General features: G+C 56.9%; 25 protein-coding genes. 16 read left to right on the top strand and 9 right to left on the bottom strand.

The features are described 5' to 3' along the window. Positions 1-51: 51 nt before the first annotated feature. The 6 genes from H598_RS0100260 to H598_RS22885 all read left to right on the top strand — a co-directional run bounded on the left by H598_RS0100260 (position 52) and on the right by H598_RS22885 (position 7,108). Positions 52-1,437, top strand: coding sequence for a sensor histidine kinase (locus H598_RS0100260; RefSeq protein ID WP_028111200.1), 1,386 nt, complete (start codon positions 52-54; stop codon positions 1,435-1,437). Continuing rightward, positions 1,434-2,078, top strand: coding sequence for a response regulator (locus tag H598_RS0100255; protein WP_028111199.1), 645 nt, complete (start codon positions 1,434-1,436; stop codon positions 2,076-2,078). The genes H598_RS0100260 and H598_RS0100255 overlap by 4 nt, the downstream gene beginning before the upstream one ends. A gap of 153 nt (positions 2,079-2,231) precedes the next feature. Then, positions 2,232-3,848, top strand: a complete 1,617-nt coding sequence (locus H598_RS0100250; RefSeq protein WP_051252194.1) for an Ig-like domain-containing protein — start codon at positions 2,232-2,234, stop codon at positions 3,846-3,848. Between the two features lie 178 nt (positions 3,849-4,026). Further along, positions 4,027-5,001, top strand: a complete 975-nt coding sequence (locus H598_RS0100245) for an SLAC1 anion channel family protein (RefSeq protein WP_028111197.1) — start codon at positions 4,027-4,029, stop codon at positions 4,999-5,001. Between the two features lie 90 nt (positions 5,002-5,091). Then, entirely contained in the window at positions 5,092-5,772 is a 681-nt protein-coding gene (locus H598_RS0100240; protein ID WP_028111196.1) for a response regulator transcription factor, read from the top strand. Next, positions 5,765-7,108: an ATP-binding protein gene (locus H598_RS22885; RefSeq protein WP_051252192.1), complete on the top strand. Its 1,344-nt coding sequence runs from the start codon at positions 5,765-5,767 to the stop codon at positions 7,106-7,108. Before H598_RS0100240 ends, H598_RS22885 begins: the two co-directional genes overlap by 8 nt. A gap of 4 nt (positions 7,109-7,112) precedes the next feature. Here H598_RS22885 and H598_RS0100230 read toward each other — a convergent pair whose 3' ends face one another. From H598_RS0100230 to H598_RS0100215, 4 genes are read right to left on the bottom strand one after another with little or no spacing between them, the layout of a single operon-like run. Continuing rightward, entirely contained in the window at positions 7,113-8,417 is a 1,305-nt protein-coding gene (locus tag H598_RS0100230) for an ATP-binding protein (protein WP_028111195.1), read from the bottom strand. Beyond that, on the bottom strand, positions 8,414-9,118 hold the full coding sequence (locus H598_RS0100225; protein ID WP_028111194.1) for a response regulator: 705 nt from the start codon (positions 9,116-9,118) through the stop codon (positions 8,414-8,416). The genes H598_RS0100230 and H598_RS0100225 overlap by 4 nt, the downstream gene beginning before the upstream one ends. Before the next feature lie 2 nt (positions 9,119-9,120). Then, positions 9,121-9,510, bottom strand: a complete 390-nt coding sequence (locus H598_RS0100220) for a DUF3019 domain-containing protein (protein WP_028111193.1) — start codon at positions 9,508-9,510, stop codon at positions 9,121-9,123. 9 nt (positions 9,511-9,519) lie between these two features. Continuing rightward, positions 9,520-10,371, bottom strand: coding sequence for a MipA/OmpV family protein (locus H598_RS0100215; protein ID WP_028111192.1), 852 nt, complete (start codon positions 10,369-10,371; stop codon positions 9,520-9,522). Between the two features lie 232 nt (positions 10,372-10,603). Here H598_RS0100215 and ompV point away from each other — a divergent pair, with 232 nt between their 5' ends. From ompV to H598_RS0100165, 9 genes are all read left to right on the top strand, one after another. Further along, complete coding sequence (ompV, locus tag H598_RS0100210; RefSeq protein WP_028111191.1) at positions 10,604-11,380, top strand: outer membrane protein OmpV; 777 nt, start codon at positions 10,604-10,606, stop codon at positions 11,378-11,380. A gap of 22 nt (positions 11,381-11,402) precedes the next feature. Next, positions 11,403-11,861: a CC0125/CC1285 family lipoprotein gene (locus H598_RS0100205; protein WP_028111190.1), complete on the top strand. Its 459-nt coding sequence runs from the start codon at positions 11,403-11,405 to the stop codon at positions 11,859-11,861. Between the two features lie 165 nt (positions 11,862-12,026). Continuing rightward, positions 12,027-12,842, top strand: a complete 816-nt coding sequence (locus H598_RS0100200; protein ID WP_028111189.1) for an SDR family NAD(P)-dependent oxidoreductase — start codon at positions 12,027-12,029, stop codon at positions 12,840-12,842. Positions 12,843-13,056: 214 nt separating this feature from the next. Further along, positions 13,057-14,733 (top strand): cytochrome c3 family protein, encoded by a 1,677-nt coding sequence (locus H598_RS0100195; RefSeq protein WP_028111188.1) that lies wholly within the window; start codon positions 13,057-13,059, stop codon positions 14,731-14,733. A 226-nt stretch (positions 14,734-14,959) separates the two neighbouring features. Continuing rightward, complete coding sequence (locus H598_RS0100185) at positions 14,960-15,727, top strand: helix-turn-helix transcriptional regulator (protein WP_028111187.1); 768 nt, start codon at positions 14,960-14,962, stop codon at positions 15,725-15,727. 9 nt (positions 15,728-15,736) lie between these two features. Next, entirely contained in the window at positions 15,737-16,396 is a 660-nt protein-coding gene (locus H598_RS0100180) for a response regulator transcription factor (protein WP_028111186.1), read from the top strand. Further along, a complete protein-coding gene (locus H598_RS0100175; RefSeq protein ID WP_028111185.1) occupies positions 16,389-17,603 on the top strand; it encodes a sensor histidine kinase in 1,215 nt (404 codons plus the stop codon). Before H598_RS0100180 ends, H598_RS0100175 begins: the two co-directional genes overlap by 8 nt. Positions 17,604-17,606: 3 nt before the next feature. Beyond that, positions 17,607-18,377 (top strand): winged helix-turn-helix domain-containing protein, encoded by a 771-nt coding sequence (locus H598_RS25335; protein ID WP_028111184.1) that lies wholly within the window; start codon positions 17,607-17,609, stop codon positions 18,375-18,377. Continuing rightward, on the top strand, positions 18,374-18,871 hold the full coding sequence (locus tag H598_RS0100165) for a hypothetical protein (protein WP_028111183.1): 498 nt from the start codon (positions 18,374-18,376) through the stop codon (positions 18,869-18,871). Before H598_RS25335 ends, H598_RS0100165 begins: the two co-directional genes overlap by 4 nt. Positions 18,872-19,205: 334 nt before the next feature. Here the strand turns inward: H598_RS0100165 and H598_RS0100160 are convergent, their stop codons facing one another. Next, entirely contained in the window at positions 19,206-19,739 is a 534-nt protein-coding gene (locus H598_RS0100160) for a hypothetical protein (RefSeq protein WP_028111182.1), read from the bottom strand. Positions 19,740-19,897: 158 nt separating this feature from the next. Here H598_RS0100160 and H598_RS0100155 point away from each other — a divergent pair, with 158 nt between their 5' ends. Further along, entirely contained in the window at positions 19,898-20,878 is a 981-nt protein-coding gene (locus H598_RS0100155; protein ID WP_028111181.1) for a transposase, read from the top strand. A gap of 249 nt (positions 20,879-21,127) precedes the next feature. Here the strand turns inward: H598_RS0100155 and H598_RS0100150 are convergent, their stop codons facing one another. From H598_RS0100150 to secB, 4 genes are all read right to left on the bottom strand, one after another. Next, positions 21,128-21,757: a hypothetical protein gene (locus H598_RS0100150; RefSeq protein WP_028111180.1), complete on the bottom strand. Its 630-nt coding sequence runs from the start codon at positions 21,755-21,757 to the stop codon at positions 21,128-21,130. Between the two features lie 520 nt (positions 21,758-22,277). After that, on the bottom strand, positions 22,278-23,465 hold the full coding sequence (locus H598_RS0100145) for a BaiN/RdsA family NAD(P)/FAD-dependent oxidoreductase (protein ID WP_028111179.1): 1,188 nt from the start codon (positions 23,463-23,465) through the stop codon (positions 22,278-22,280). A gap of 74 nt (positions 23,466-23,539) precedes the next feature. Beyond that, on the bottom strand, positions 23,540-24,544 hold the full coding sequence (gene gpsA / locus H598_RS0100140; protein WP_028111178.1) for an NAD(P)H-dependent glycerol-3-phosphate dehydrogenase: 1,005 nt from the start codon (positions 24,542-24,544) through the stop codon (positions 23,540-23,542). A gap of 14 nt (positions 24,545-24,558) precedes the next feature. Next, positions 24,559-25,047: a protein-export chaperone SecB gene (gene secB, locus H598_RS0100135; RefSeq protein ID WP_028111177.1), complete on the bottom strand. Its 489-nt coding sequence runs from the start codon at positions 25,045-25,047 to the stop codon at positions 24,559-24,561. Positions 25,048-25,063: the final 16 nt, after the last annotated feature.

The following is a 25,063-nucleotide window of genomic DNA, read 5'->3' as shown; positions in this document are numbered from 1 at the left end:
ACCCCAGAGCGGTCACAGCAGACACCTCAGGAATTGGCTAGCCTTTAGCCGATGAAAGAGCTGATCCTGTTCAATGTTTACCTGTTCTACGGTCTGGTGTTCTTCACCATCGGCTGCGTCATCAGCTTTCGTAACCTCAAATTCAGTAAGCTGGCCATCGCCTCGGCGCTGCCGGCGCTGGCATTGTTTGGCTTTACCCATGCCTTCCACGAATGGTCCGAACTGTACCTGAAACTGGTGGGCGGCGAACTGTCTCAGCAGTGGTGGATACAGGTGAAATTGCTGCGTATCGCCAAACTGCTGATTTCGTTCCTGGCGCTGGTGTGGTTTGCCTGGCAGATGCTGGACATCCTCGCGGCACCGCACCGGCGCTGGCTGAGCTACCTGGTGCCGATACTGCTGGCATTGTATCTGTCCGCCACCCTGATTCATCTGCTGATCTTCCCCGTGGAACGCTCACTGCTGCTGTCGGTGCAACTGACCCGCTGGATCTTCGGCCTGGCCGGCGGCAGCCTGGCCGGGGTCGCCATGATCTACTACGCCCGCGAACTGTCCGCCAACCATCATCAGGGGGCCCAGTGGTTTGGCTATTGTGGCGTGGCCCTGTTGTGCTACGCCATCGCTGCCGGTCTGCTCTCTTCCAACTGGGGCATCTGGGTGCCCATGGTGCGCATGCTCAGTGCCTTCGGCCTGCTATTAGGACTATTGCAGGCGCTCAAGCTGTTTGATTTGGAATACCAGCAGCAGATTGAGGAGCAGCAACGACGGGTAATGCGCGGAGAAAAACTGCGAGCCATCGGAGAGTTAGCCTCCGGCATCGCCCATGAGATCAAGACGCCATTGAGCTACGCCACCCTGGGCTGCGACCTGCTTGAGCGCCAACTGCAACCGGATGAGGCTCAACAAAAACAGTTACAGCGCATTCGTCACGGCCTCAACCGGGCCAATCACATCAGCCAGGAGGTGCTGCACTTTGCCCGCAACAGCACCGCCGAAGTTCAGCCCGTCGATCTGGGTCAAGTCATCCATTCGGCCCTGGATCTGATGCAACATCGACTCAAGCCGTTTCAGGTACAGCTGGATCTGGAACCGAACCTGCGGGTGATGGGTGACGAAATCAAGCTGGAAGAGGTGATCATCAACCTGGTCAGCAACGCCATCGATGCCAGTAGCGACACCCTGAAACTGACCATCAGTGCCACTGCCGGCGCCAACGGCATTGAGGTAAGGATCAGTGACTGTGGCAGCGGCATGGCCCCCGCGCTGCTGACTCAGGCATTGAGCCCGTTTTTCACCACCAAACCTCAGGGGCAAGGCACCGGCCTGGGGCTGACCATCTGCCAGCAAATCATTCAACAGCATCAGGGCGAACTGACCCTGAGCAATGGAGACACCGGATTGGTGGCTCAGTTTACTCTGCCAAGGAGCGCTTCATGACCCTGTCGATTCTGCTTGCCGAAGACGACGTCGAACTCAACAGTGCTATCGAAGAAGCCCTGCACTGCGAAGGCTTCACCGTCGTCAGTTGTCACAGCGCCGAACAGGCGTTGGATCAGGCCGAACAGCAAAAATTTGATATTGCGCTGCTGGATCTGGTGATGCCGGGCATGACCGGAGTCGATGCCATCGCCGCCCTGCGGCGACTGCAACCCGGCATTGGCATCGTCATCACCACCGCCTTCGCCACCGTCGATACCGCCGTCGACGCCATGAAACGGGGCGCCGATGACTTTGTCACCAAACCCTTTAACCTGGCGACCCTGGCCACCACCCTCCGACGGGTTCAGGCTCAGCGGCAACCGGCACTGTCGCTGCCGGAGGAGGAGGCCAACAAGGTGTTTTCGGCGCTGTCCAACCCCATGCGCCGGGCCGTATTGCAACAACTGTCCCTGCACAAGAAGCTGCGCTTCATGGATCTGTGCCGCTTGGCGGGCGTCGACAACCACACTCAGTTCAATTTTCACCTGCGCCAATTAAAGCAGAGCGGACTGGTGGAACAAAATGCGAACAAGATCTACTTTTTAACAGCTCACGGCCAACAAATGGTGCAATTTATTGCCGCCTCATCCGACGAATAAATCCTTATAAAACATCACCCTGAACCAGTTCTGATAACAAAACTTATCAACCCGGTTCAGGGTGACAACTTCCCTAATCTGGCGACAAAAATTCACACATTCGATACTCCTTGCAGGATGTAGACAGTGGTCCACCACTGCAGGAGAATGATGATGAAAACCCACACCCGGCTTTTAGCCACCCTGATTGCAGCCAGTCTGATGACTGCCTGTAGCGACGACGATGACAACACTGTGGTCGTGCCCGATCCAAATACCCCACCGGTTGCCGCCGATCTCAGCGCCGAAACCACCGCCAGCGAGGCCATCAGCATCGATGTACTGGCTCAAGCCAGTGATGCCGATGGTGATACTCTGACATTAAGCAGCGCCGTCGCCGATCAAGGCGTCGCCAGCATCGCCGACGGACTGGTGCACTACGACCCGGACGGGTTCGTGGGCAGCGCCACCATCGACTACACCATCAGCGACGGCAGTGATGACGCCAGCGCCAAGGTGCGAGTCACCGTCACCGCCGACGGTCAGGTCAGCCTCAGCTACGTGGGCTCCGAAGCCTGTGGCAGTTGCCACGCCCAGGAATTTGCCACCCACCAGTTAACCGGACATAACTTCAAGATCAGTGAAATTGACGGCGAAATGCCCGAGTTCCCCTACACCAACATGACCGGTGCACTGGAGATGGTCGGTAACGACGGCAACGGCAGCAACAACACCCTGGGAATCCCCGAAAGCTACGACGACGTGACTTACACCTCCGGCGGCTATGGCTGGAAGTACCGCTGGTTCGATAAAGACGGCTACGTCGTCACCGGCAGCGCGGTGCAATACAACATCCACGCCGAGAACCTGGGGCTGAACGATCAGGTGATGGGCGCCTACAAGGGTGACAAGTTCGACTACGCCTACGGTTGTGGTAACTGCCACAACACCGGCTGGAAACCCTTTACCGGCACCGAAGAGGGCAGCCTGAACCCCCACAAGCAAGATGACTTACCCGGTATCATGGGCACCTATGCTTACGCCGGAGTGCAATGTGAAGCCTGCCACGGCGCCGGTTCCGAGCACATCAAGGCGCCGTCAGCCGACAACATCGTCAAGACTGCGACCCCACGGACCAGTGAGCAACTGCGCGCCGATGACCAGGGCTATGGTCTGCCGGTGCACTGTTCTGAGTGTCACACTCGCGACGGTAACCGTACTCACAGCAACGACTACACCAACCCATACAAAACCGCCTTCCCCGAAGGAGAAGAGTTTGGTGGCCGTATCGCGGTCTCCGGCGGCTTACCCAAGCACCACCAGGGCCACGATGAGCTGATGGGCATCGACCCGGACAACGGTGAAGTGATGGGCGCACACTACAAGCTGGGTATGAGCTGCAACAGCTGCCACAACCCGCATAAATCAACCCTGAACCAGGACCAGCCGGAACACGCCGGTGCCGTCACCAAAGTCTGCTCCGACTGCCACGGTGACAAGCCGATGGAAACCGGTGGCATGCTCAGCCTGCACAACAGCATGGAGTGCACCACCTGTCACATGCCAGACGCGGTGAAGAACGCCACCTACGTCGAGAAAAACGGGGTTAAATTCGGTGACGAGATGATTCACCTGTTTAAGATTGATTTGTACGATGATCGCGGCCAGTTCACCGAAGATGGTCACTTCATGTACCCCTATCTGCAGGAAGGTTTCGCCTGCGGTCAGTGCCACGAAGTCGGCGAGAAACTGGATCGCCTGACCGAGCTTGGCGGCAAGATGCACCAGTAACACTCATCATACGTCAAACCTGCAAGCCGCCCCTCGGGGCGGCTTTTTTGTGGATTCGGGGCAACCGTCGTCAGTTCACAGATTTACCAACTCACAGCAAAAACTGTCCTATCGGTACTGGACTTGAATGCCGGTCAGGCATAGCGTATTAGAATATTCTAAATTACGGATGATGATTATGAATCAGCAAGCGGAACTCTCTCGCTCCTCGCAACTGGCGTATTTCCCGGTTTCGTTCTTTGCCATGATCATGGGCATGAGCGGGTTAACCCTGGCCTGGGGCAAGGCCGCACAGGTACTCGGCGCCCCGTCAATCATCAATCAACTGTTGTTGATTTTGACCCTGGTGCTGTTCACCGCCCTGTGTGGCAGTTACCTGATGAAGCTGTTCACCCAGCCCGAGGCGGTACGCGCCGAACTCAACCACCCCATTAAACTCAGCTTCTTCCCTACATTCTCCATCAGCCTGCTGCTACTCAGTGCCGCGTTATTGCCGCTGTCCAAGCCATTGTCACTGGCATTCTGGAGCGTCGGGGCGGTATTGCACCTGTTATTTACCCTGTATGTGCTGACCCAGTGGATTCACCACCCCAAATTTCAGATTGCCCACAGCACCCCGGCCTGGTTTATTCCCATTGTCGGCAACATCATCGTCCCCATTGCCGGTGTGGAACATGGCTTTATGGAGATCAGCTGGTTCTTCTTTTCCATCGGCTTGTTGTTCTGGATAATACTTAAAGCATTGATTTTGAATAGAGTTATCTTTCATGATCCTCTGCCAGAGAAGTTGCTGCCCACCCTGTTTATCTTCATCGCCCCGCCGGCAGTCGGTTTTACCGCCTATCTGAAGCTCACTGGCACCATCGATACCCTGGCCCAGGTGCTGTTCAACGTCGCCATGTTTCTGGTACTGCTGCTACTGACTCAGTTTGCCCGCTTCTCCAAGATCCGCTTCTATGTCTCCTGGTGGGCCTACTCATTCCCACTGGCTGCCGCCAGCATCGCCGCCCAAGTGATGTACAGCGCCACCTCCAAGCCACTCTTTGGATACCTGTCGTTTGCCCTGTTGTCACTGGCGTCACTGGTGATTCTGGTGTTGCTGATGAAAACCTTTGCCGCCGTCTGGCGTAACGAAATCTGTCAGCCGGAATGACAACCATGTAAGCCGGTGTAAGCGGGCTGGGCATTCCGTTCCAGCCCGTTACAATAGACACTATCCCTAATACTCACTAGTGACCCAGCCGTGACCAAAGCCAAAATTTTGATTGTCGAGGACGATGCCGAGATCGCCCGCCTGACAGCCATGTATCTGCAGGCGGAGCAGTACCAACCGCAGATCGTTGATAATGGCGCCGACGCCCTGACGGCGATCAAGAGCTTTGATCCGGATATGGTGGTACTGGATCTGATGCTTCCAGGCTTAAGTGGCATCGAGGTTTGCCAGCAGGCTCGCACCTTCTATCAGAAGCCGATCATGGTGATGACCGCCTGTGACGATGAGTTCAGCGAGATCAGCCTGCTGAAGATGGGCGCCGATGACTACCTGACGAAACCGGTTAAACCCCATGTCATGGCAGCCCGCATCGAAGCGTTGCTGCGCCGGTGGCACCCGGTCAACGTCGACAGCATCAACTGCGGCAAGGTTGTCATTCACCCCCGCCAACAGCGGGTGCAGTTCGATGGCAACCCCATCGACCTCACCGAATCGGAATACCGAATGTTACTGCTGCTGGCCGAGCACACTGGCCAGGTGGTGACCCGCGAAGCCTGCTGCAAAGCACTCAGAGGCATTAACTACGACGGCCACGATCGCTCGGTTGATATGCGCATCAGCGGTCTGCGCAAAAAGCTCAACGACGATCGGGCACCTTACAAGATGATTCTCACCGTTCGTAACCGCGGGTACATGCTGGTTCATGACTAAACTGATTCCACCGCTGTTCACCCGCCTGTACCTCAGCATGATCCTGGCTCTGGTGGGCAGCATCGTGCTGACCCTGAACTTTGCCTCGCTGGTGTTGGACGACAGCGACACCAAAGACTTCTACGCCGATACCCACGCCGCCTATTCGTTTCTGTACAACAGCTGGCGCCTACAGCCACTGCCGCCGGCCGAGTTCTTTGATGCCCTGGATTTGTGGAATTTCCCGTTTGAAGTTCGCTGGCAGGTGGTTCCGATGCCGCCCTGCACTGAGTGCGACCTGGTGGCTAAGTTTGACCTGGCCGATGTCTACCGCTTTCGCGACAATGACGACCTGCTTGCCAGTTTCAGCATGGAAGGCAGCGAGGGCCGGTTGCTGCTGATCGATCATCTGGGCGCCTCAGGCATGCCCGCCGATCTGGAAGCCGCCTGGGAGGACGATCCCGAAGAGTTCTTCCCCTACCTGTTGTTCCTGATGGCCATTTTGGCCATGGGCGCCGCCCTGTACGTGCCAGCACGGCAGCTACAGACTCAGATCCAGGCCCTCACCGACACCCAACAGCGCTTCGGTCAGGGCCAACTGGATGCCCGGGCAGAGGTGCCGGACGCCGAACCGGTTCGGCAATTGGCCAACAGCTTTAACACCATGGCGTCCGCCATCAGCACCTCGGTTCATGAAAGCCGCGTGTTTGCCCAGGCGGTCCCCCACGAACTGCGCACCCCGCTCAGCCGCATTCAACTGGCCAACGGCTTGCTGCGCAAACAGTGCTCCAACGCCGATCAAATCGCCCTGCTGGACAACATCGATGCCTACGTCGAAGACATGGATCAGCTCACCAACCAGGTGCTGACCTTAGTCAGGCTGCACTCCCTCGACCGCCAGCCAGAACAACAACTTCAGGACCTGTCTCAGCTACTGGAGCAGCGCCTGGCCTGGTTCAAAAAACTCGACGCCCTGCCGCTGCGCTGCTTTGTGAAACCGTTGCCACAGTACGCCGTTGACGGCAGCTGCTTTCGGCTGCTGTTCGACAACCTGGTCAGCAATGCCCAGCGCTATGGCCACAGTCAGGTTCAGGTCACCGCAGAGGCAATGCCGGACGGCATTCAAATCGCGGTTGAAGAAGACGGTCAGGGCATCAGTGCCGAAGACCATGAGCTGATCTTCCTGCCCTTTTCCCGCCTGGATGCCAGCCGCAATCAGGCCACCGGCGGGTTGGGGTTAGGCCTGGCCATCGCCCAGGCGGCCGCCAATCGAATGGGGGCCAAGATTCAGGTCAGTGACAGCCCCTTGGGCGGAGCCAAATTTACCGTGTTCATTCCCATCAGCGCTGCTCGCTAACGCCTCATCGGCGGTCGCCCTGAGCGCTGGCGATGCACAGCGACATTCGGGCGCCGCCCAACTTGGGCGAGCGACCGATGTGCAGCGTCGCCCCCATCCACTGGCCGATACGGTCGACAATCGCCAGCCCCATGCCATGGCCGGCGTTGCCCCGACTGTGCTGGCCACGGACGAAGGGTTTGATCACCTCTTTCGCTTCTTGCTCATCAATGCCCTGGCCATCGTCATCGATGTGAATCCACACACCGCCATCGGTCTGTTCCAACACCACCTCGATGTTTGAACGACCAAAACGTCTGGCATTACTCAGCAAGTTATTGACCTGCATCGACAGGTATTTGGGGTCACTGCGAACCGTCACCGGCGTCGGTGCCGGGCTGAAGGTCACCAAATGCTGCGAGTCCGCCGTGGCATCCAGTCGCTCCTGCAACCAGTCGTTGAGCTCGATGGAGTGCCAATCCGGCTGAATGTTGGCCTGATCCAGCCGAGCATAACTGAGCAGCGTCGCCACCAACTCCTCCATGGCATCCAGATCCCGGTTCAGTCGTTGGAAATACTTGACCCGCAGCGTGTCGCTGCGGGTCTCCTCCAGCGCCTCGATGCCAAATCTCAACCGGGCGATGGGGGTTTTCAGATCATGAGACACCGCCCGACTCAGCAATTTGTTGTCATCCAGCAGCTGCTGAATGCGATCGGCCATGCGGTTAAACTCGGTCTCGATGGAACGGATGTAGGAGGTGCTGCTGATATCGATGCGCTGCTCCATCTGCCCCATGCCAAAGGCCTGGGTCACCCGGCTGAGGTTCAACAGCCGCCGAATCAGCGGCGATACCCACACCAACAGAATCAACACCACCCCGCCGTAAAACACCATGGTGTACAGCTCATTCAGACTCAGGGGCGGATCGGCAGGAGTAATCAGGGCGGTCGTGATGTTGAGTACCTGGCCGGTCTCCGGCAACCGGTAGTGCAAAGAGATCCCTTCGTCGGACTCCAGCAGCAGCGGTTCGCCGGCATCAAACTGCTGCCGCAACGGCGCCGGTAACCCAAACTGGTCTTCGGTCACCAACGACAGCTGTTCGGCATTGCGTCGGTTCCAGTTGTCGATAAAGGGGTCGCTACTGGCCTCGTCGTTGTCCAGGCTCAGCGCCAGCGACTCCCCCACCAGCTTCAGTGCCGCGATGCGACTGGCCACCCCCGGCGTGTCATCCTGCTGAGTCTGCAAAGCGGCAAACTCACTGATGGACCAGCCCAAGCCGGCAATGGACGCCAGCACCACCAGCACCAGCGACACAATCAGCTTTCTCATTGAGCGGGCTCGCTGTCATCCCGGCAAAACAGGTAGCCCTTGCCTCGAACGGTTTTCACCCTGTAGGGCTGGCTAGGGCCCTCCTGCAGTTTTTTACGCAGACGGGAGATGCGAATGTCCACCGAGCGATCCAGGCCATCGTACTCGATGCCCCGCAGCTGCGACACCAGCTCGACCCGGCTGACGATGGTGCCGGCCTTCAGCGCCAACTGCCACAGCACGTCGAACTCATTGGCATTGAGGCCGATGGGCTGATGATCGATGGTCACCGACTTGGCGGTGGCATTGAGCACCAGGGCGCCGAACACCAGTTGCTGTTTAACCTCTTCATCACTGGCGCGGCGCAGCAGCGCCTTGATTCGGGCCAGCAGCACCTGGGGGCGAATAGGCTTGGTCAGATAGTCATCGGCACCGACTTCCAATCCCTGAATCTCATCCCCTTCTTCGCTGCAGGCGGTCATAAACAGAATCGGGCCGGAATAAAACGCCCGCGCCTCCTGGCAGACATCGAAGCCATTTTTTACCGGCATCATCACATCCAGCAGCACCAGGTCCGGCAACTCCTCGGCGATCATCTCCAAGGCGTAATCCCCCTGGCTGGCCACGGTCACCCCGTAGCCGTGGTCCAGCAGATAATCGCTGATCCACTCCGCCAGCGAGGCATCATCTTCCACCACCAGTATCTGTTTGGCGATCGACATACTCAGAATAACCTCCAGCCAGACCGGCTCTGTTTCGGAGCCTTATACACCCAGGTTACCACCACTTTCACCTCCGCCAGAGGCCGCGCTTCATCGTCGCGGATCAGGCTGAAGGTGGTGGTCTTCTCACCCTCAAAATTGTACTGATATTGCTGCATGGCGTTGCCGTTCCAGCACGTCAGTTGTCGACGGTTGCGATTTAGCACCAGGCAATACTGACCGCTGTCCGGAGTCTGCCAGCGGAACTGCACCTCCTGGTAGCACGTCTGCCCTTTGTGCAGGGCAATGCAACGTTCCGGGGTGGCGGTAAAGGCCACCGACTCGTCCAGGCTCCAGGCCGTCAGCGGCAGCCCCAGCAGGACCACACCGACACATTGACTGAGTCTGTTCATGCCGCCCCCCTAAAACACATAGCTGACGGACGCGTTGAAAAACGACACGTGATCCGCCCGGTTAAAGGGGCTGTTGGTCACTTCGTCCGACAGCATATTGAGGCGATACATGGCCCGGAATACGCAGTTTTCGCTCAGCGGGTAGGCCACGCCCAGCTCGACCCCATAGTTAAAAGAGTCGTCCGGCGTGTACTCCGGAAACAGCTCGGTGGCCTCGTTGGCCTTGACCCCAAACAGGTGGCGGTTCAGCTTAGACGAGACATACTCGATGCTGCCGAGCATATGGAAGTTCCAGTTGCGCACCTGCCAGGATTTGCCCAGACGGGCGGTACTGAGCACCCCCTGGTCGTCGTAATAATCGGCCATCAACCGGTACTGAAACACGTAATGATCGCCCCAGTAACGGGTGGCTCGAAAGCCGGCGCCAATGTAGAGCGACTCTTCCGACATCAGGTAGGCATTACGGCCGGCTTCATCCAGTTCAGAAGGGTCAATCCCCTCCGGGCGGGCCCAGGAGCTTTGCAGGTTGGCCACCAACAGATCCAGTGACCAGTTTTCCGAGTTCCAGAAATTGACCCCCAGATTAATGCCATCCTGAGACTGATGGATCATCTCCACAAACAGCCCTTTGTACTGATAGGTGCCGCTGATCAGCAACGATGCCTGCACCGGCTCGTAGTCGGTCTGCCTGACATCCACTTTATTCACCGAGAACACACTGCCGCCCAGCTCAAAATAACCGCCATCGGCGAAGCGATTATCGACACCGGAGGAGACACTGCTGGCAATGTCCGAGGCCGTCGCCATGCCAGGCAGACAGGCCAGCAACCACAGCCAGGGACCGAATTGACGCACCTTCATTGTTTTCACTTTATTCATCATCGCGTTGCGCTACATAGTACCGAAATTTGCCGGCAATTCCGTTAGCCACCACCAAACTCCAGTCATTGGCGTAACCGTTGCCTGCCTCTATCCTAATCGCCGCCCGTGCCAAGCCCAACTTCCTCCAGGATACATTCAGATACAGAGTCCCATCCACGAGCGGAATATAGTAGCCCCACAGTCATTCGACAGACGTTAAAGGATCAAAAAGATGAAAAAACTGTGCTTCGTTATCTCCGCCGCCCTGCTGTCCAGCCACGCGTTCGCAGACGCCGGCAACACCTACATTCGTAACGGTAATGTCTACAGCCACCAGGGCCAGTACTTTGCCGGCGCCGGCGTCATCACCGGCAGCAAGTTCTACAAGGGGCAGGATCATCAGACCGGTGCCTACCTCAACGGCGGTTACCACGGTGAAGACTTCAACGCCGACCTGGCCGGCATCAACTACCGTTTTTTCGGCGACAACGACAGCGCAGTCAACTTCAGCGCCTTTTTGGTCGCCAATCCTGGCTTCGATTCGGACGATGCCGACATTCTGTCCGGCATGAAAGATCGCGACATCAGTGGTGACCTGGGCCTGAACGCCGACCTGCACCTGGGCCAGGGCACACTGTCCAGCAAATTCCAACACGACGTCACCGGCGTCTACAAGGGCTACCAGGCCGACCTGACTTACTACCACCCAATGAACCTGGGCTTTGCGGATTTCGTTCCCTACGCCGGAGTGCACTACTTCAGCAAAGACTACGTCAACTACTACACTGGCGTATCCCGCTCAGAAGCCAAGGTGCATCGCCCGGCCTACCAGAGCAGCGGCGCCTTTAGTTACAACGTTGGTTACGCACTGGTGATTCCGGTGACCAAGCACTTGGACATCACCCAGTCCACCGGCTATTCCCGTCTGGGCTCCAACATGGGCGACTCGCCACTGGTAAACAGCAACAACCAGTGGGCCACCAGCCTGGGCGTGAACTACAGCTTCTAATCAACACCACAGGACCTCAACCATGAAATCGATCAGAAATGCGTGCGTGTGTGCGGGACTGGCGCTGATGCTGGCCGCCTGTGCCACCCCTTACGATACCGAGAAGAACTTCTGGTCCTTCGGCGAAGGATTTGAAACCGTGCAGATTGCGCCGGACGGCTGGCAGATCAGCTTTGTTGGCAACACCAACACCGACCGGGCCCTGGCCAGGAAGTACGTAATGCGCAAATCGGCAGAGCTGTGCCAACAAGCGGGCTACCCCTACTTCACCTTTACCAGTGAACAGACGGACCGCGATTCCGTCGGCCAGTTTGGCGTCGGCGTCGATGGCAGCCACGATCTGCTGTGGGGCAGTTCCGCCATCAACAAAGAGACCTCGGTCGTGGTTGAGGTAACCGGTTTCACCAGTAAGCCAGAGGCGTCGGCCTCGCGGGTGTACGATACCGACTACATCCTTGCCCACGTCAAGGTCACTGACTGACACCGCAAAGCCGCCTTCGGGCGGCTTTTTGCGTTATCGGCATCGCCGCAGGGCCAAAGCATTATCAAACCAACCGGGAGACTGTTTCAATCTGAGGCCGGTTTTCAAACCCCATCGCCCATTGCTACGCTTTTGTTCACATCCCATCCGTTGAAGCGCACAGCCATGACCAAGACCATTCTCATTACCGGCTCCACCGACGGCATTGGCCTGGAGACCGCCAAGCAACTGCTCCAAATGGGGCATCGAGTCATACTCCATGGCCGCAGCTTGCAAAAACTGCAGCGGGTTCAGCAGCAACTGGCACCACTGTGTGGCGGAAACGCGGTCGAAGGCATGATTGCAGATCTGTCCTCCCTGGCGGACGTGGACGCCTTTGCCACTCGGCTGGTTCAGCAGTTGGAGCACCTGGATGTGCTGATTAACAATGCCGGAGTGTACGACGTTCCCACCCGGCTCACTGCGGACGGCTTCGACATCCGGTTTGCGGTGAATACCTTAGCACCCTACCGGCTGACCCAGCGGCTGCGCCCCTTGCTGGGTAAAACCGGCCGGGTGGTGAACCTGTCGTCGGCCGCTCAGGCACCGGTGGACCTGAGCGCCCTGACCCAAGGCACACCGCTGTCTGCCAGCGCCGCCTACGCGCAAAGCAAACTGGCGCTCACCATGTGGAGCCGTCAACTGGGCCAGGCTCTGCAACATCAGGGGCCGATGGTGGTCGCCGTCAATCCGGCGTCGATGCTGGGCAGTAAAATGGTGAAGGACGCCTACGGCGTTGACGGTGGCGACCTGAGCATCGGTGCCGACATCCTGTGCCGTGCCGCCCTGGCCGATGAGTTCGCCGGAGCCGGTGGCCGCTATTTTGACAACGACATTGGCCGTTTTGCCGATCCCCATGCCGATGCCTTGAACCCGCAAAAGTGCGCCGAGTTGGTTGAAGCCATCGAGCAGGTTCTGGCCAGCGGCAACAGCGCCCACTGAATGCCGGGTGGGCGGCTCGATAGCTCTGTGGGCTTCCTGCGCCTCAACCACCTGAACTTCGGCCTCAAATGAACATCAATCACGCTCAATTACGCTGATTCCATCTCAATAACGCTCTTTAGGTGACAGGCGTAGCCGACCGACCGACCACTGCCAGGGACACTGAATGACAGAAGCACCATAACGGTCCTTCACAACCCAAAGGATAACAACCATGTCATTCCCCTCCCCGCTGTGGCGGGCCCTGGCCCTCATCCTGCCGCTGGCACTGACCGGATGTGGCAGCGACAACGACGGTTCGGCCAGCACGCCCGAAGTGCCGCAGCCCCCGGAGTCCTCCAGCCCCATCCTGCGCCCCCACAAAAACATCGAACTGGTGGGCGTACCCAAACACACCGAACTGGATGGCAAGATCGGGGTACAAATTGGCTCCGAGCAGCCGTGGCTGTTGGATCTCAGCCGCATAACACTGCCCACAACCCGGCCGGACATCTTTGCCGAAGGTCAGCACAGTGCGTTCGACGTTCTGCGTTATCTGGCCGATGAAGGCATGATCGATCTGGATTGGGACGGCGGCATCACGGCTCAGGACACCGTCAACTTCACCGTCAACGGCCAGCCCGACTGGTGGTTCAAATTTAACCACAACTCCTACACCATTGAATCGATGCTGGAACAATACCAAGCTGGTGCCCTGGAAGTGGAATACACCTACGACCGCATCGACCAGTTCCTGGTAAAAAACGGCACCATCCTGCAGTTTTTACACACGCCCGACTTCAGTCGCGAACTGACCAAGGTCAGAGACAGCGAAATGAGCCGTACCGACTTTGCAGAAACCGGTAAAGTGGTGGTGCCCAAGGTCTACATCCATCTGAAAATGAGAGCGCTTCCAGAGGGGGGAGGCACCCCCTATCTGGGTCAGCCTGACTACACCTTCGACAACGTCGAGGTTCAGCCCTTCGATCTGCGCCCCGACTTGTGGCAACCCGGTACCGTAACCATGGCCGATGTGTTTGCCACCATTGCTGCCACGCCGGAGTACAACAACACCTTTGCCCCCGACGAGCGCAAACTGCAGATGGTGTATTGGCCAACCCTGCGCATCGGCCCCGATCGGGATCATTGGGCCGAGGTGGAATCCTATGCCGTTACCCAGATTGCCGGCAAACACGAAGACACCCTGGCCGCCTGGTCACTGTTCGCCGGAGAGTCCATGAGCCGCAGCGACTTCTTCAACGGCGGCGGCAGCAAGTGTGGCAGTGGCCCGGGTCAATCACCGGAGTTCTGTGCCTTCTTCGGCGGTCACCTGATCCACGTGATGCCCGACAACCGGGTTCTGCGCCATGCCACCGAGGAGATACACCTGTTTTGGTATGACTTGTGGGTGACGTTGGACCCCGAGCAAGGAGAGACGCGCAGCAAGAAAAAGTGGCCCGCCAAGCCGGAGCACTATCAGTTTTATATGGATCCAACCAACCCGATACCAGACGGCATTAAAGACCTGAAAGACATCAACAACGCCCTGGCGCCATTAACCAACAGCCACTTCGGCTGGGGCGTGGCCGACTGCAGCCAGTGCCACAGCGTAGAAGGCATCCACGCTAAAAATGACGCCGGTGAACGGTTCGAGCGGGTGCGGGCTTATGAGTGCGCCGAATGCCATGGCAGTAATGGCGCCCCCAAAGGCCACGAAATGAACGGCCGTTGCTTCTGGTGCCACCAGAGTGTGATTGGTCACCGCGACATGGCCGACAACGGCGATGGCCTGTCCCATACCGCCGACCGTTTCCCCGATCCCTACAGTTGCGTGACTTGTCACCGCAACGACTGGGACGGCATCACCGATCCTGCCATTACCCTGGACATGGAGTTTATCCAGCAACCGTAACTCTCGGTCTTCAAGCCCAACCCGGAGGCGTTTCGGCGCCTCTGTTTTCATCGCCCAACTCGCAAGGGATACCCCAACCTATGTCGCCGCAACGTGACAATTCCCGCCGTTCCCCATCATTTTTTCATTTCTGACACCCTGTCGTCAGACTGAGCACCCCGAGCTTTACCCAAGCGTTTAACCGTTGCCACAATAGCCTTACCGATGGTCATTCAAGGCGTTCATTATGTTGCACTCCAGTTTGCTGCTCCCCCCGTGGGACACGACACAGCGCAGCAACTTCTCGAACAATGTCGAGCAGTTGCTGAGTGAGTGCTGCCGTACTCTGGCCACGCTCGGCGTGATTGGCGTCTGCTTTTCCGGTCGCCCCTTTTGCGGCGCCCGCGACTGGCTGAACACCGACCCCGGTACCTTGTTCAAACGCAGCCAACTGCTGAGCCGTAACGCCAGCGTGGCCCATCCTGGTTGGGTGAACGAACTTCAAGCCCAATACCTCAAAGCCGGGGCCGCCCAAGACCCCAACTTCTTGCGCTGCCTCCAGCTCCACGCGCCGTTTCTGTTCCGATTGGTGCCCGGCAGCAAAACCGCCCGACTGTTTGCTCAGCATCATGTGGCCAGCATCGTGCACTGGCCAGTACGACGCTACAGTCGCCCCGGCTGGTGTGGCGCCTTCATACTGCTGTTCGGCACGCCGGCCCCCACCGCCGTGCTTGAAAACGCTGAGCTGGATCGCTATCTGTCCCGGCTGCAGCTCAGCATGCTTGAACAGAACAAGCAGCAATTCAATCCATTTCGGCAGCTAGGCGCGTTCAACCCTACCTCTTTGCGAGTGTTGGAATTGGTTGCCCAGGGTCTGCCGACCAAGGCGATCGCCAAACAGATTCATCTCAGCGAGCGGGGAGTCGACTACCATCTTGAAGCTCTGAAGCAGAAACTGGGAGCGAACAACCGGGTTCACCTGATTCATCTGGCCCATCAATTTGATCTGGTTTAGGAGCCTGCCATGTTAGTGCTACTAGTCGAAGACAATCGCAATCTGGCTGCCAACATCATCGAGTATCTGGCTCTGGACGAGATTGAGTGTGACTACGCCGAGTCCCTGTCCCAGGCGGAACAACGGCTGGCCACCAGTGGATTCGACGCGATTGTGCTGGATCTCAATTTGCCCGATGGTGACGGCGTTCACTGGTGTCAGCAACGCCTTGCGGAAGCGCCGGTGCTGATGCTGACCGCCCGTGGCGAAGTGGAGCAACGATTGGAAGGATTCGCCGCCGGTGCCGATGACTACCTGGTTAAGCCTTTTGCCATGCCAGAACTGGTGGCCAGACTTAAGGCTCTGCATCGACGCAGACCGGAACGCGTGCGGCTGTGCATCGGGGATCTTGAGCTGGATCTGACCCGACATCAGGCAACTCGCCAAGGCCGGCAACTCCTCCTCACCGGTTCAGGCTGGCAGTTACTGGAACTGCTGGCACGCCGCAGCCCCGCCATGGTCTCCAAGCAGGAGCTGGAGCGGGCCCTATGGCCCGATGGCGCTCCCGACAGCGATTCCCTGCGCAGCCATCTGTACCGCCTGCGTCAGGTGGTGGACAAACCCTTTGCCTCGGCGCTGATCTGTACCCATCGCGGCCAGGGCGTCAGCCTGGCGGAAAATCATGAATAACCTCAGTCTGCGCACTTCGTTTATGGCCACCGCCGCCCTGCTGCTGCTGCTGGTGGTGGTCGCCAACCTGTGGATCACCAACACCCTGGTCAACGACGGGCGTTTATCGGCACAGGAAGCATTGATGCGACATGCCGCCGAACGCAGTCAACAGGCGCTGCGGCTCAATCCCGATGCCGAACTGCTCAACACCGAAAATCTGCATGTCTACCGCGGCTGGCACAGCCTGCCACCGACGGTTCGACTGATCACCGGCAACCAGCGGCCCGACGACACCCTGACCATGCTGCTGAACGACACAGAAGATCCCAGAATTGGCGCCCTGATGCGATACCCGGTTGACGGCGATAAAGACCTGTACGTCCACCTCTATTTTGACCCGCAACTGCTTGGATCCAACCTGGGCTCGGGCCGGCTGCTGTGGACTCAATTACTGTTGAACCTGACCACCTTTGTGCTCATCTTGTTGATTGGCTGGTTTTTAAGTGCTCAAGTGCTCAAACCCATTCGCGCCATGAGTCGCCAGCTGCGTTACCTGAACTGGCACGATTTGGATCTGGGCCAGCCACCCCGGCTCAGATACCGCGAACTGCAAACCGTCTACGACGCCCTGTTCAGCTCGGTATCCCAGCTAAAACAGCAGCAACAAAAAGAGGCGCAGTTTCTGCGCTACGCCAGCCACGAACTGCGCTCACCCATCGCCGTCATGCAAAGCTCGCTCGAGCTCGAACAACGACGACACGGCGAGCTGACACCGCCTCTACAGCGTGCCCAAGACGCCAGTGAAGAGATGCAGGCTGTGGTGGACACCCTGCTTTGGCTGGGCCGAACCGACCATCTCAATATGACCGCCGAACCCATTCGGCTGGATCAGCTGGTGCAAACCACCGTTGCCAGCCACCAACGCATTGTCAGCCCTCGAGTGTCCCTGCGTTGCCACACCTCACCCTATACGCTGACGGCCATCAGGCCGCCGGTACAGATACTTCTCAACAACCTGCTGAGAAACAGTCTGGAGCACGGCAGCGGAGAGATTCAGCTACGCCAAAAGGACAATCGCATTACGCTGTCCAACGGCATCGCCGCCAATAACCAGCAAGGCTTTGGCCTGGGGCTGATGTTGGTGCAACAACTGGCGGGCCAGTTTGGCTGGCACTACCACGTTCGCTCTGAAGCCGGTATTCATCACGTTGAGGTAAGGTTCTGAATCATGACCACGCCCACACTGATTTTCACCTCGCCCAGTCATAGGTTTGAACTGGCAACCCAGCCCGTGCCGCAACTGACGGTCAAAGCCAACCATCAGCTTCAGGCCGACCCCATTGCGATGACCAACGCCGAAATCCAGCTACTGAAATTGCTGTTGTCACAGCCAGGGGAGGTGGTCTCGCGGACGCTGATTCTTGATCGAATCTGGGGCAATCGTATGGTTTCCCAAGGCAGCATTAATCAACTGGTGTCTTCAGTGCGGGCGCTGTTGTCTCCCTACAGCCAAAACCACAAGCTGATTGTTACCGTACCCCGCCAGGGCTATTACCTGGCCAGTTACCAGGCTGTGCAGCCTGCTTTTGCCTCTCAACCCGGCGAGCCAACTGTGACAACACCCTCTCGACGCTGGTGGCCACTGATGTTACTGCTTGCCCCGGCGTTGGCGATGGCAGCGGTCAGCTGGTGGAGCACTACTCCTCAGCACAGAACCCAGCCTAGATGGCAACAATTTGGCCAGCTTCAGCTACTGGTGCAACCCAACCCCTACCCTGACTTGCCGGCACTCACCGAGGCACTAAAACTGCGCTATCAGGACACCCCTGAGCCGTTGTCACTGGTGCTCACTCCCTTCGACGATTTTATGCTGTTCGATTGCGTCTATCATAAACCGGCTTGGGTTCGGCAACGGCAGTTCAGCCTGCCCCTGTCGCCGCCTTCCGAACTGGCCGAATCAATACTTAGCCGCTGCTTTGCCGAGGGAGGCTATCGATGACGCGTTTGTTGATAAGCCTGTTGGCCTGCAGCACCTTACTGGGCTGTGAGTCGGACACCCCGGAGGTTAGGGGCATCTTCTCCAGCCGCATCAGTCACCACATCTTCGACGGCTACCGCCTGAGTATCCACAGCCGGGTCAAATTTTCCGACGACCAGTTTATGGAGATTCGCAGTTATCGAATTAAGCACAATGACGGTACCAGCCACACCGATCAGGACATCGGGGTTATGACCCTGGCCGGAGAATTGACCCGCCAGTCAGGCCAGCTGACTGTGGCACTGAACCAGGTCAAAATGGAAATGGATGCGGATTTGTATCGTCGCTTTGTCAGCCAACCCAGGCCGGAGTTAGCAATGGTCGATGTGCCAGCACTAGTGCGTCGAGGCAAGCTGCAGTTTGAGGTTCTGCAGTACGACCAGGACACCGTGTGCCTGGATCGAATCGGCGGCCACCCGCAGTGCTATCTGTTATCGCAGGTGGTAAACCGGTAGCCGGTGCCTATTCGCCCTAACTCGACCGGCCGAGCCAAGCTAGCAGAACTGACCAGTATCGCCAGCACCCACTAGTAGCGGCGCTGGCGAGCGCCGACCAGCCTGCTGGAAAGGGCTGGACGGTTCTACTGGTGCTGGACACCTTTCAAATCGAACGGGCAACTGGAGTCTGAACTAACCCTGTATATTCCACCCCACCTCGACCACCCGTCCGCACAAAACTAGCCACGCCTCCAAAAAAGATTGGCCAGCCTTCCGGGGAAAGCTGGCCAATATATAGCGTTAGCTCAACTTTAAAAGAACTTTACCATAACACTTTTGGCAAAGGTTAACGCTAAAGTTTCTTAAAGCTCAACCCTGTCAGAGCACTTTCTTCAACGTATTTTTTAAACTCACATGAAACAACCAGCCCATAGTTCTCAAACCCAGACATTTTGAATATTAGTGGCAAATCATCGTCAAGCTCTCTAAATGCAAACTTATTCACTCCGGTCAGGTAGCCGTCATAGTAAAGCAAATCAGAGTTGTCCTTATCGACAATGTCCAATGCCTTTGTAGGGTGGAAGTAAAACACACTTTCATTGCCCAATCTCATTGGAATCCACTGCCCCAGCCCACCTAAGACACCCTCTAATTTTTTCTTTCCACCTTCGACAACCAGAAGTCCGCCGACAAAAAAATCCTTAAAGTCACTACTATTATGAGGCATACGGTCATGCTCACAAGTAAGTTCTAAATCATCAAACTCACTGGAAACTGTATCTGTGCCAAGAAAAGCGTGCCTGAACCGTCTTACATCCTCACTTTTTGCAAAACCTACTGCGCCAGAATCATCATCAAATTCTAAAGAATATACGCTATTTACCATGACTTATACCCTGTTTCCAATTCATTTCTTATACCGTGCAAGATAGCCTTTGTGTGACCTTGGTCAAAACCACCGAGGAGTTAATCAGACACCCAACACAGATAAGTGCTTCTAGCCATAAGCTATACTGCGGTTTTATCAGTTTCAAGGATGAGACTATGCCCACGGCCAGAAGCCAGCAGGTATCATTGCAAGATACCCCGTTCTATCACTGCGTCAGTCGTTGTGTTCGCCGCAGTTTCCTTTGTGGCATCGATACCTACACCGGCATCAGTTACGAACACCGCCGCGACTGGGTCGAAAAACGGTTACTCGAATTAAGTCAGGCGTTTGCCATCGAAGTCTGTGCCTATGCGGTGATGAGCAATCATACCCATGTGGTACTGCATATCGATGCCCAACAGGCCAACGACTGGAGCACCCTAGAGGTACTCAACCGCTGGCACCGAGTGTTTGCCGGGACTGAAGTTACTCGCCGTTATTGTGACGACGAGCAGCGTGACAATCTAGCCAGTGTTGAGCGCCACCAGGTGGAACGCAAAGCAGCGCTCTACCGCTCTCGCCTGGTCGATTTAAGTTGGTTTATGCGTTCCCTGAACGAATACATTGCTCGCGAAGCCAACAAAGAGGACGAGTGCACCGGCCGGTTCTGGGAGGGCCGTTTCAAATCTCAGGCGTTGCTCGATGAGCAGGCTCTGCTGGCGTGTATGGCTTACGTTGACCTCAACCCTATTCGGGCAGGTATTGCCAAGACCCCGGAGCAATCGGACTTTACCAGCATTCAAATGCGCATCCGCGCAGCCCTTCGAGGCAAACAGCCAGAGCCGCTAAAACCGTTTGATGCCAACAATTTGGGCTTGCATGCATTACCCTGTCATCTCAATGATTATCTGGAATTGATGGAGTTTACTGGTCGCGCCATCAGAGGCGATAAAACCGGGGCTATCCCAACCACCTGCGGCACGCTACTGCAACGACTCGATATCGACTTAGACAGTTGGATGGAGCTCACCGAGGGCTTTGAGTACCAGTTCTGCCACTTAGCAGGACGACTGCACAGCCTGCAGCACTGCCGGCAAACCGATGGTATGCACCGAATTCGTGGCTCTGGAAACGCCAAACGCTTGCTTGGTGCTTAATCGGTACGCTTCTTAGCTCTTAAATTTAAAACTCTTTCCCTCCAAGAGCCGCTCTGCTGTCCGTTATTCAGTGGATTGTCTTACAGAACGCGCCAAAACCGATCAGGTTGGTCACAATCTCAGCTTTTTAAAACACTCCCATCGGCCAGCCCAAGAGGGGCCACAAATGCTCAGTGAACGATTTTTAATTGGGTGTCTACTTTGCTCCTAATCGCTTTGCTGTCCCTTTGCTGTCCAGCCAATTTAACCCTACTTAATCCCGTCCAACTCCCATATGAGGTTCTTTTTGTTGCCGCCTTTCAAGGTCAAGGGTGAGACCCCCTCTAAGTCTAATTGTTGAACATTCTGACTTTCAATCTCTACAGTCAGAGCGTCCAGCCTAGACAGTAGATTTATTGCAGAATCACTGCTTAATGCCCCTATGTAGCTTTTAGCAGAAACCTTATCATTACTCTTTATTTGAAAAGCGTAACAGGATGTGTTGCCAGATTCAGCCATAGCAGAGTCGGTTGTAGTACCCTCCGAGAGTAACCTACCTTGATTCAATAGTTCACCCATTAATGATGAGTCAATATTTACCCTGACAGGCTCCTTCATGGAGTTAGTCATAACAACAGCAAAACTTTCACTTTGATTATGAGCAACCATAATTAATGAATAAGTGTAATGACTAGTTGAGCCTTGCTTCAGTGCAACATAGCTATCAATATCATCCTCGCTCGATAATGCGCTTTTCATCAAAAGAGCCTTGTCATCATTGACTCCCCAATTGCTCACGCAATAATCAAAATGACTAGCAGCGTCACTCGTTTGGTCGTTACAGCCACTCATTAAACCTACAAGAAGTAACGCCCAAAGCACCTTAAGTTTAATCGACATAGCATAGGTTTCCTTCCTGAAGATAATGGGTTCTTCTATAGCTCAATCCGGATTGTTGGCGAATCAGATTGGTATGCCTAACGGCAAATGTTTCATTTGGCCCCAACCCCCTCACAGGACTACCGATTCTTAACACAAATGGCAATTAATCAGACATCCAACACAGATAAGTGCTTCTAGCCATAAGCTATACTGCGGTTTTATCAGTTTCAAGGATGAGACTGTGCCCACGGTCAGGAACTAGGAGTCAGAGAAAATTTGAGCGGAATAACTGGACCACGCCTCGTAAACTGAGTTAGCCCGAACGTGACAAAGGGATAATATATATATTTTTCAATATCATGAAGCCAGAGAGAAGCAACTACCACGCTGTTTGATGCCGCAAAGAAAACGGCTGCAAGGGAGCCTTCTCAACCTACAGGGAAAAAACAAAACCGCTCCCTAGCGCACAAGCTTCCAGTCTACCCCAGGAGCAAGCCGACACTGCGTTACAGAGGCTGCGGCCCTTCTTTTCAAGCGCTCAGACGTTCTGCCCCGCCACGTAACCGGAGCTCCAGGCCCACTGGAAGTTAAAGCCGCCGAGCCAGCCGGTGACGTCCATCACCTCGCCGACAAAGAACAGCCCGGGCACCGTCTTGCACTCCATGGTCTTGGAGCTGAGCTGGTCGGTATCCACCCCGCCCAGGGTGACCTCGGCAGTGCGGTAGCCTTCGTCTCCCCCCGGCTTAAGCTGCCAGCGATTCAGTTGCGCCGGAATCGCCTCCAGCGTCGCCTTGTTGAGCTGTCCCAGGGGCAGGTTTTGCCAGCCATGGTAGGCGATCAGAGTCTCCGCCAGCCGGGCGGGAAAGTGCTCCGACAACCAGGTTTGCAGGTGTCGCTTCGGGTGAGCCTGGCGGGCCTGGGCCAGTGCCTCGGCCACGTCCACTGACGGCAGCAGATCGACGCTGACCGCTTCCCCCGGCTGGCGATAGTTGGAGGCCTGCAGCACCGACGGGCCAGACACACCGCGGTGGGTGATCAGCAGCTGTTCGGTAAATGCCGGCCCGCGCTGGGCCGCCACCGTGGTGGTCAGGCTGATGCCCGACAGCGGTTCAAAGTGCTGCTTGTCCTGAGGTTGCAGGGTGAAGGGCACCAGTCCGGCCCGGGTTGGCAGTACCGTCAGGCCAAACTGCTCCGCCAGTCGGTAGCCGTAGGCACTGGCTCCCAATTTGGGCATCGACAGGCCGCCGGTGGCCACCACCAGCGACTGGCACTGGATGCGGCCGATGCTGGTGGCAACCGCAAAGCCCTGATCAAGCTTGCTGACCGACTCCACCTCGGTGCGCAGCCGCAGCTGCACGCCGCCGTTGTCGCACTCCGCCAGCAGCATCTTGACGATCTCCTTGGCGCTGTCGTCGCAGAACAGCTGGCCGTGATCCCGTTCGTGATAGGCGATGCCGTGGCGCATCACCATATCGATAAAATCCCACTGAGTGTACTGGGCCAGTGCCGACTTGACGAAATGACGGTTGCCGCACAGATAGTTGGCGGGCTCCAGGTACAGGTTGGTGAAGTTACACCGCCCACCGCCACTGATGAGGATCTTCTTGCCTGCCTGCTTGGCGTGGTCGATCACCATCACCCGGCGACCGCGGGCAGCGGCGGTGGCGGCACACATCAGGCCGGCGGCGCCGGCACCAATCACCAGTACGTCTGTCTGTACACTCATCTCGTTTCACTCAGTCAAAAAACAAAAAGGGATGCGCCTGGCATCCCTTTATTCTGGTCATAGCGGGGGCTATTTTACTCGGACTTGGGGTCCCGAGACAGCAATTGTTTCGCCACCTCACGCACCGGCTTATCCTGGTACAACACCTGGTACAGCTGCTCGGTAATGGGCATCTCTACACCCACCCGCTGAGCCAGCATGAACACCTCTTTGGTGTTGCGATAGCCTTCCACCACCTGGCCAATTTCGGCCATGGCGGTATCGACGTCTTTACCCTGGCCCAGGGCCAGACCAAAACGGCGGTTCCGGGACTGGTTGTCGGTGCAGGTCAGCACCAGATCCCCCAGGCCGGCCATGCCCATAAAGGTGTCTTTCTCGGCGCCCAGGGCACAGCCCAGACGACACAGTTCCACCAGGCCCCGAGTGATCAGGGCGGTACGGGCATTGGCACCGAAGCCGATGCCGTCGGACATGCCGGCGCCGATGGCGATGACGTTTTTCACCGCCCCGCCCAGCTGCATGCCGATGAAATCGGAGTTACGGTACACCCGCAACCAGGTGCCGCAGTGCATCAGGCTGGCCATGTCCTCGGCGAACTCGTCGTCGGTGGACGCCAGAGAGATGGCCGTGGGCAGGCCCGCCGCCATCTCTTTAGCAAAGGTGGGGCCAGACATCACCGCCAGCGGAATGCCGTCGCCGAGAATCTCCCGGGCCACATCCTGCAGCAGGCGGCCGCTTTCCGGCTCCAACCCTTTGGTTGCCCACACGACCCGGGCATCATCACGCAACAATGGCTGGGCTTGCTTAAGCACCACACCAAAGACGTGACTCGGCACCACCACCAGCACATTGCGGCTGGCAGCCAGGGCCTTTTTCAGGTCGGCTTCGACAATCAGCTCATCAGGAAAATCGACGCCGGGGAGAAACTCCTCGTTGCGACGATCCGCCTGCAGCTGGGCCATATGATCCGGCAAATGTCCCCAAATGATGGTGCGATGACCATTACGCGCCAGGGAAATAGCGAGGGCGGTGCCGTACGACCCCGCCCCCAATACCGTTACTGCGGCTGGTTCAGTCAACTGACAGCTCCCGCTTACGCTTCGGCTTGTTCGCCAGCAGCTTCCTGTTGACGCTTCTGCATGTACTGAGCAAACAGGGCATCAAAGTTCACTGGGGCCAGGTTCAGTGGAGGGAAAGTACCACGGTTAACCTGGCTGGCTACGGCTTCACGAGCGTATGGGAACAGGATGTTCGGGCAGCCGGCACCCAGAGCGTGGGCCAGCTGTGGCTCAGGCAGGTTGGCGATGGAGAAGATACCCGCTTGCTGCACTTCACACAGGAAGGCCACTTCGTCTTCAACCTTGGTGGTTACGGTGATGTTCAGAACCACTTCGTAAACGTCATCGGCCAGCTTGTTGCTGCGGGTGTCCAGGTCCAGCTTAACTTCAGGCTTCCACTCTTTCTGGAAGATGGCTGGCGAGTTTGGAGTCTCGAAAGAGATGTCTTTGGTGTAAACGCGCTGAATCTGGAACTGAGGTGCCGCTTGCTCGTTGGTCGCTGCGTTGTTAGCTGCTTCTGCCATGTGTCTAATCCTAAAA

Origin of the sequence: Ferrimonas kyonanensis DSM 18153, assembly GCF_000425405.1 — a bacterium.
Lineage (GTDB): Bacteria > Pseudomonadota > Gammaproteobacteria > Enterobacterales > Shewanellaceae > Ferrimonas > Ferrimonas kyonanensis.
Note: the sequence above shows the minus strand (reverse complement) of the source record. Positions and strands in the feature narration are given on the sequence as shown.

Excerpts from the sequence above, each read along its gene's own strand:
- H598_RS0100165 (WP_028111183.1), top strand. The coding sequence starts at position 18,374 with ATGACGCGTTTGTTGATAAGCCTGTTGGCCTGCAGCACCTTACTGGGC.
- H598_RS0100180 (WP_028111186.1), top strand. The coding sequence starts at position 15,737 with ATGTTAGTGCTACTAGTCGAAGACAATCGCAATCTGGCTGCCAACATC.
- H598_RS0100145 (WP_028111179.1), bottom strand. The coding sequence starts at position 23,465 with ATGAGTGTACAGACAGACGTACTGGTGATTGGTGCCGGCGCCGCCGGC.
- H598_RS0100230 (WP_028111195.1), bottom strand. The coding sequence starts at position 8,417 with ATGAGAAAGCTGATTGTGTCGCTGGTGCTGGTGGTGCTGGCGTCCATT.
- H598_RS0100220 (WP_028111193.1), bottom strand. The coding sequence starts at position 9,510 with ATGAACAGACTCAGTCAATGTGTCGGTGTGGTCCTGCTGGGGCTGCCG.
- H598_RS25335 (WP_028111184.1), top strand. The coding sequence starts at position 17,607 with ATGACCACGCCCACACTGATTTTCACCTCGCCCAGTCATAGGTTTGAA.
- H598_RS0100185 (WP_028111187.1), top strand. The coding sequence starts at position 14,960 with ATGTTGCACTCCAGTTTGCTGCTCCCCCCGTGGGACACGACACAGCGC.
- H598_RS0100200 (WP_028111189.1), top strand. The coding sequence starts at position 12,027 with ATGACCAAGACCATTCTCATTACCGGCTCCACCGACGGCATTGGCCTG.
- ompV (WP_028111191.1), top strand. The coding sequence starts at position 10,604 with ATGAAAAAACTGTGCTTCGTTATCTCCGCCGCCCTGCTGTCCAGCCAC.
- H598_RS0100195 (WP_028111188.1), top strand. The coding sequence starts at position 13,057 with ATGTCATTCCCCTCCCCGCTGTGGCGGGCCCTGGCCCTCATCCTGCCG.
- H598_RS0100225 (WP_028111194.1), bottom strand. The coding sequence starts at position 9,118 with ATGTCGATCGCCAAACAGATACTGGTGGTGGAAGATGATGCCTCGCTG.
- H598_RS22885 (WP_051252192.1), top strand. The coding sequence starts at position 5,765 with ATGACTAAACTGATTCCACCGCTGTTCACCCGCCTGTACCTCAGCATG.
- H598_RS0100215 (WP_028111192.1), bottom strand. The coding sequence starts at position 10,371 with ATGAAGGTGCGTCAATTCGGTCCCTGGCTGTGGTTGCTGGCCTGTCTG.
- H598_RS0100150 (WP_028111180.1), bottom strand. The coding sequence starts at position 21,757 with ATGTCGATTAAACTTAAGGTGCTTTGGGCGTTACTTCTTGTAGGTTTA.
- H598_RS0100255 (WP_028111199.1), top strand. The coding sequence starts at position 1,434 with ATGACCCTGTCGATTCTGCTTGCCGAAGACGACGTCGAACTCAACAGT.
- H598_RS0100245 (WP_028111197.1), top strand. The coding sequence starts at position 4,027 with ATGAATCAGCAAGCGGAACTCTCTCGCTCCTCGCAACTGGCGTATTTC.
- H598_RS0100175 (WP_028111185.1), top strand. The coding sequence starts at position 16,389 with ATGAATAACCTCAGTCTGCGCACTTCGTTTATGGCCACCGCCGCCCTG.
- H598_RS0100205 (WP_028111190.1), top strand. The coding sequence starts at position 11,403 with ATGAAATCGATCAGAAATGCGTGCGTGTGTGCGGGACTGGCGCTGATG.
- H598_RS0100155 (WP_028111181.1), top strand. The coding sequence starts at position 19,898 with ATGCCCACGGCCAGAAGCCAGCAGGTATCATTGCAAGATACCCCGTTC.
- H598_RS0100260 (WP_028111200.1), top strand. The coding sequence starts at position 52 with ATGAAAGAGCTGATCCTGTTCAATGTTTACCTGTTCTACGGTCTGGTG.
- H598_RS0100160 (WP_028111182.1), bottom strand. The coding sequence starts at position 19,739 with ATGGTAAATAGCGTATATTCTTTAGAATTTGATGATGATTCTGGCGCA.
- secB (WP_028111177.1), bottom strand. The coding sequence starts at position 25,047 with ATGGCAGAAGCAGCTAACAACGCAGCGACCAACGAGCAAGCGGCACCT.
- H598_RS0100250 (WP_051252194.1), top strand. The coding sequence starts at position 2,232 with ATGAAAACCCACACCCGGCTTTTAGCCACCCTGATTGCAGCCAGTCTG.